Below are 5,494 nucleotides of genomic sequence, written 5' to 3'. Positions count from 1 at the left end.
GTCGCTGGGGTCGGTGCCGCCGGGGACGGTGCCGCCGGAGTCGGCTCCTTCGCCGAAGGGGTCGCGGACCGCGCCGCGCCCGACGAGGTGGGCCCCGCTGTCGCCGTCGTGGGCTCGGCGGAAGTCGCCGCGGATGCCGCCGTGTCAGACATGGCGGGGACGATAACACTCCGGCCGAGGGGGGCCGCCGGCCCCGGGCGAGGGCCGGTCGGTGCCTCGCGGGCCTGGGCCCGGGGGCTGGCTCGGCCGGGCGAGGCGGGATGCGCCGTCCCCGGTGTATCGCCGCGCCTGCGTCGGGTGCGGTGGACGGAGGATCTCGCTATGCGTCTGCCCAGCTCGCGCGGGATGTGTGGAATCGGCGGGTCGGGAGGCTTATCGTTTACCTGTTCAAGGTTCCCTTGGTTCCGTTGGTTTCTCCTCGTTCCCTGACCCGGCGACGTGCGTTCCCGGTGAACCCAAGGATGGGTGATGGTAGTGGTGCGCCCGACCAGCAAGTCGGATTCAATGAATTTCCGAAAACTCGGATCTCCGCTTCAATCTGTGCTATCCGCGATCGTCAGGCCAGGTCGAGTGATCCTCCCGAGCCCTCGACCGGCCAGGTAGCGGCCCCGATGTCGCAGACCTTTGAAACCCTGGGCCGACCCCTGCCACCTGCACCGAGCGCATTCTCGCCGGCCTGGCGGCACGTACTCGACCGGCCGCTGGGTATCCGCACGGAACTCGATCGCATGCGCCGGCAGGCGCCCTTTTACGACGCGACGGTCGACGAGATCGACGGCCGCCGGATACGGATCGGTGACCACTGGCTCACCGATTTCGCCTCCTGTAACTATCTGGGGCTCGATCTCGACCGGGAGATCATCGAAGCGGTTCCGGCATACCTGGACCTGTGGGGTACGCATCCGAGCTGGTCGCGGTTGATTGCCAGCCCACGCCCCTACGACGACATCGAGCGCATGTTGGCGGAGCTGCTCGGCGCCGAGGACGCCCTGCTGCTACCGACCATCACCCACATCCAACATTCGGTGCTGCCGGCGCTGGTCGGCCGGGGCGCGCTGTTCGTCGAACTGCACGCCCACCAGACCGCCCATGACGGGGCCGCGATGGTCGCCAGCCGCGGCGGGACCGTCGCGCGGTTCCGCGAGGACCGGCTCGACCGGCTGGACCGGCTGTTGCGCGCGGCCCCGCATCCCCGGGTGATCTGCGTCGACGGGGTGCACAGCATGACGGGCAACGGGCCGCCGCTCGACGAACTCCTCCCGCTCGCGCATGCCCATGACGCGCTGCTCTACGTCGACGACGCGCACGGTTTCGGCGTCGTCGGGGAGCGCGGCCCCGACGAGTCGAGCCCGTACGGCAGCCGAGGCAACGGCATCGTGCGCCATCTCGGCGCCGGCTACGACAACCTGGTGCTCGTCGGCGGGTTCTCCAAGGCGTATTCGTCGCTGCTCGCGTTCGTCGCCTGCCCGACGGAGGTGAAGGAGTACCTGAAGTCCGCGGCCGGGCCGTACATCTTCTCCGGCCCGTCGCCGGTCGCGTCGCTGGCGACGGGCCTGGTTGGCCTGCGGGTCAACGAGCGGCGCGGCGAGGCGCTGCGGGCCCGGTTGCACCGGCTGACCAGTCGGTTGCTCGACGGGCTGCGGGGGCTGGGTCTGGGCACGCTCAACACCAGCGGATTCCCGATCGTCGAGATCCCACTGCTGGATGCGGACAACGCCGACCCGCTGGGCCGCTTCCTGTACGAGCGGGGGGTCTTCGCGTCGGTGGTGCCCTTCCCCGTCGTCCCTCGCGACCAGGTCGGGGTGCGGGTACAGGTCACCGCCGCGAACACCGACGACGAGATCGATCACCTTCTCGCCGTCCTCGGCGTGGCCGCTGACCGTTTCCCGCTGGTGGCGGCGAGCAGCCTGCCCGGTCCCGGCTGAGCCGCCGGCACGCGGCTGCGGTGGCCGGTCAGCCCGCGGGCGGCGCGAGGCGGGCGACGGGCCGCCGCTCGCGGTCGAGGCGGACGTCGGCGTCGCGCACCCGCGCCAGTACCGCGAGGTAGTCGGCCCGGGGGATCTCCCGTGCGCCCAGGTCGACGAGATGGTCCGTCGTCATCTGGACGTCCAGCAGCACGCCCCCGGCGGCGGCGAGGCGCGCGTCGAGGTCGGCGAGGGCCACCTTCGAGGCGTCGGTGCGGGCGTGGAACATCGACTCGCCGGCGAACACGCCCCCGACCCCGACCCCGTAGACGCCGCCGACGAGGTCGTCACCGTCCCAGACCTCCAGGCTGTGGGCCCATCCCAGGGCGTGCAGCCGGGCGTAGCCGTCGATCAGCTCATCGGTGATCCAGCCCGACGTGCCGTCGCGCTGGCAGCCCCGGACCACCTCGACGAAGGACTCGTCGACGGTCGTCGTCCACCCGCAGTTGCGCAGCCGCTTGCGCAGCGACCGGTTCACCCGCACCCCCCCGGTGGGGATCACCGCCCGCGGGTCGGGGCTCCACCAGGGCAGGTCGTAGCCGCCGGGACGGCCGGGGGACAGGTGCCGCACCCGGCGGGCGGCGACGGCGGCCCGCAACAACTCGCGCAGGCCACCCACTCCGGCCGGCCTCGGCTCACCGCCCTCGCCGCTCTCGCCGTCCTCCGGTTCGTCTCCGGTGGGCCACGGGAACGCCCCCGCCCGATAGGCGCCGACCAGCGTCGCCGGGTCCAGCGTGCCCCCGACCGCGACCGGTGCCCGGCCGGGACTGCGCAGCAGCGAGAAGCCGTCCCACACGGTGGGACCCACCGCGCGGGGCACCGCGGTCACCGCCACGGGCCGCCCGCCGACGTCGATCCGGGAGCCACCGGAGTGTTGCGCACGCCACCCTCCCTCGCCGGGGCGCGGCCGCCGGTGTGGCGAGCCCCGCGGTCTGCCGCGGGGTCACGGGCCGCTTCCAGGGCGCTCGCCTCGCGGGGGGTCGCAAGCCCGACCGTCTCCCGCGCCAGCGCCTCCGCCGTCACCGTCTCCCGTGCCGTCGTCTCCCGTGCCGTCGTCTCCTGCGTCGCCGTCTCCTGCGTGGCTGTTTCCTGCGTGACAGTTTCCTGCGTCGTCGTCTCCTGCGATGAGGCCTTCCGCGTTGCGGTCTCCTGTGCCGCGGTCCTGAGGTCGATCGTGCCAGCCGGCGCCGCCTGTCGCCGGAGTTGTTCGGTAACCAGCTCGGACGGGCCGGGTTCGCCGAGGAAGTAGCCCTGGGCAAGGTCGCAGCCGACGTCGCGCAGCATCCGCACCGCCGCCGCGGTCTCCACCCCCTCGACGACGATCCGCAGGTCGAGGGCGTGCGCCAGGCCGACGGTGGATCGCACGATCGCCTCGGCTCGGCTGTCGTCCGCCACCCGCTGGATGAACGACTTGTCGAGCTTGAGCACGTTCACGGGGAGTTCGAGCAGCCGCGCAAGCGACGAATAGCCGGTGCCGTAGTCGTCGACGGCGATGCCGATGCCGAGCGCCCGCAGCTCCCCGAGCACGGTGGCCGATCGCACCCGGTCGAGCATGAGCGTCGTCTCGGTGATCTCCAGCTCCAGCGCCGCGGGGCTCAGACCGAAGCCGGCGAGCATCCCGCTGACCTGCGCGGGGAAGCCCCGGTCGAGCAGGTCGGAGGCGGACAGGTTGACGGCCACGGCGACCTCGAGGCCGGCGGCGTGCCAGCGCCGACACTGGTCGAGGGCGGTGTGGAGCACCTCGATCGTGAGCATCCGCATGAATCCGGCCTGCTCGGCCAGCGGGACGAACTCCTCCGGGCCGAGCAGGCCCCTGGTCGGATGCCGCCAGCGGACGAGGGCCTCGACGGCGTCTGTCCGCCCGGAGCCGAGATCGACCTTGACCTGGTAGTGCACCTCCAGTTGGCCGGTGCCGAGGGCGGCCCGCAGCGACTCGATCATGTCCAGCCGGACGAGGCTGTTCACATCGGCGCCCGGCCGGTAGGACTCCACGCCGGTGCGGCCCGACTTCGCCGCGTACATCGCCACGTCGGCGCGCTGCAGCAGGGTGTGCGCGTCCTGGGCATGGTCCGGGTAGACGGCCGCGCCGATGCTCGCGCCCACGTGCAGCGTCACGCCGCCGACGTCGAAGGGATCGGCGAGCACGGTCAGCACCCGGTCGGCGACCCGACGGGCGGCGTCGGCATCGGCGTGTTCGAGCAGCACGGCGAACTCGTCGCCACCGAGACGGGCGTGCAGGTCGCCCGGGCGCAGGGCGTCGGAGATGCGGGTGCCGACCTGGGTCAGCAGCGCGTCCCCGACCTGGTGGCCGAGCGAGTCGTTGATCTCCTTGAACCGGTCGAGGTCGAGCAGCAGCAAGGCGAAGGTGTCCGGTCCGGTGGTGTGCTGCTCGGCCCGGGTCAGCCGCTCGATGAAGCCCCGGCGGTTGGTCAGACCGGTGAGGTCGTCGGTGCGGGCCAGCACCCTGCTTTCCGCGAGTTGCTGGACCTCGATGAAGGTGAAGGCCGCGCGGGCCAGGGCGGACAGCACCGTCGCCGCCGCGAGCGCCACGGTGACGGCCGGCAGGTCGATCGCGGCGCCGAGCACCAGCAGGCCCAGCGCGACCGTCGCCAGCACCAGCGGCACGGCGATCACGCCCCACCCGGACATCTTCGCCGGCGGCTGCCAGCGCGGGCGCAGCCAGGACGCCAGCGCCGGCATGAGCACCGAGAGCAGCCACAGACTGGACAGCACCCCGTTCGACGGCGTGTGCCCGGCGGTGACGAGCACGAGCAGCAGCGTGTCGGCCAGGGCGAAGCTCACCAGCCCGGCGCCCAGCAGCCACCACACCCGTCCCGGACGCCAGCCCAGCAGCCCGAACACGGTGACGACGAGCAGGACCAGCAGCAGGTCCGCCAACGGGTAGATGACGTTGACGGTCATCGTCCATGCGCTGTGCTCGGGGTTGGCCCGCGCCATCGCCACCCCGATGCCGCTGGTCAGCGCGGCCACGCCGAGCAGCCCGACGATGGCGTCCAACCAGACGCTGCGGTGCAGCCGGACCAGCCGCCGGCGCAGCAGCAGGATCACCGCGACGTAGCAGGCCGGATAGAACAGCAGCCAGGCGAGGTCGGCCAGCGAGGGCTGGATGTCGTCGGCCTGACCGGTCACGGCGACGTTGTGGTAGATCGTCCCGCAGCCGTAGCTGATGAGCCCGGCGCCGAGCAGCGCCCAGGGCACGCGCTCGCCTCGGACGAGGACGGCCCGGGACACGCAGATCGCACCGGAGCCGATGGCGACGCCCCAGCTCAGCGACCGGGCCTCGGCGCCGAGACGCGGCATGTCCACGAACGAGGCGACGGACAGGGCGAGCGTGGCGAGGATGAGCAGGAACTGCGCGAACCGGATGAGGCGAAACCGGCGCGGAGGAGGTGGCGATGTGGTCAACCGGTCATCCCCCCGCCGGATGCTGCCCGCGGGCCCGCGAGCCGGGCCTGCGGCTGCGGCCCGGCGTGGTCGGCGTGGTCGGCGTGTGCGAGCCGGTCGACCGC

General features: G+C 72.5%; 3 protein-coding genes. 1 reads left to right on the top strand and 2 read right to left on the bottom strand.

The window, feature by feature from the left end:
• The first annotated feature begins 611 nt into the window (after nt 1-611).
• On the top strand, nt 612-1,925 hold the full coding sequence (locus ND748_RS23950; protein ID WP_251748209.1) for a pyridoxal phosphate-dependent aminotransferase family protein: 1,314 nt from the start codon (nt 612-614) through the stop codon (nt 1,923-1,925).
• Nucleotides 1,926-1,953: 28 nt separating this feature from the next.
• Here ND748_RS23950 and aat read toward each other — a convergent pair whose 3' ends face one another.
• Both aat and ND748_RS23940 read right to left on the bottom strand, forming a co-directional pair.
• Nucleotides 1,954-2,799 (bottom strand): leucyl/phenylalanyl-tRNA--protein transferase, encoded by an 846-nt coding sequence (gene aat / locus ND748_RS23945; protein WP_251748208.1) that lies wholly within the window; start codon nt 2,797-2,799, stop codon nt 1,954-1,956.
• Nucleotides 2,790-5,390, bottom strand: coding sequence for a bifunctional diguanylate cyclase/phosphodiesterase (locus tag ND748_RS23940; protein ID WP_251748207.1), 2,601 nt, complete (start codon nt 5,388-5,390; stop codon nt 2,790-2,792). Before ND748_RS23940 ends, aat begins: the two co-directional genes overlap by 10 nt.
• Nucleotides 5,391-5,494 lie beyond the last annotated feature (104 nt).

Source organism: Frankia sp. AiPs1 (assembly GCF_023716945.1).
GTDB lineage: Bacteria > Actinomycetota > Actinomycetes > Frankiales > Frankiaceae > Frankia.
This window is presented reverse-complemented; position numbering and strand designations above follow the sequence as displayed.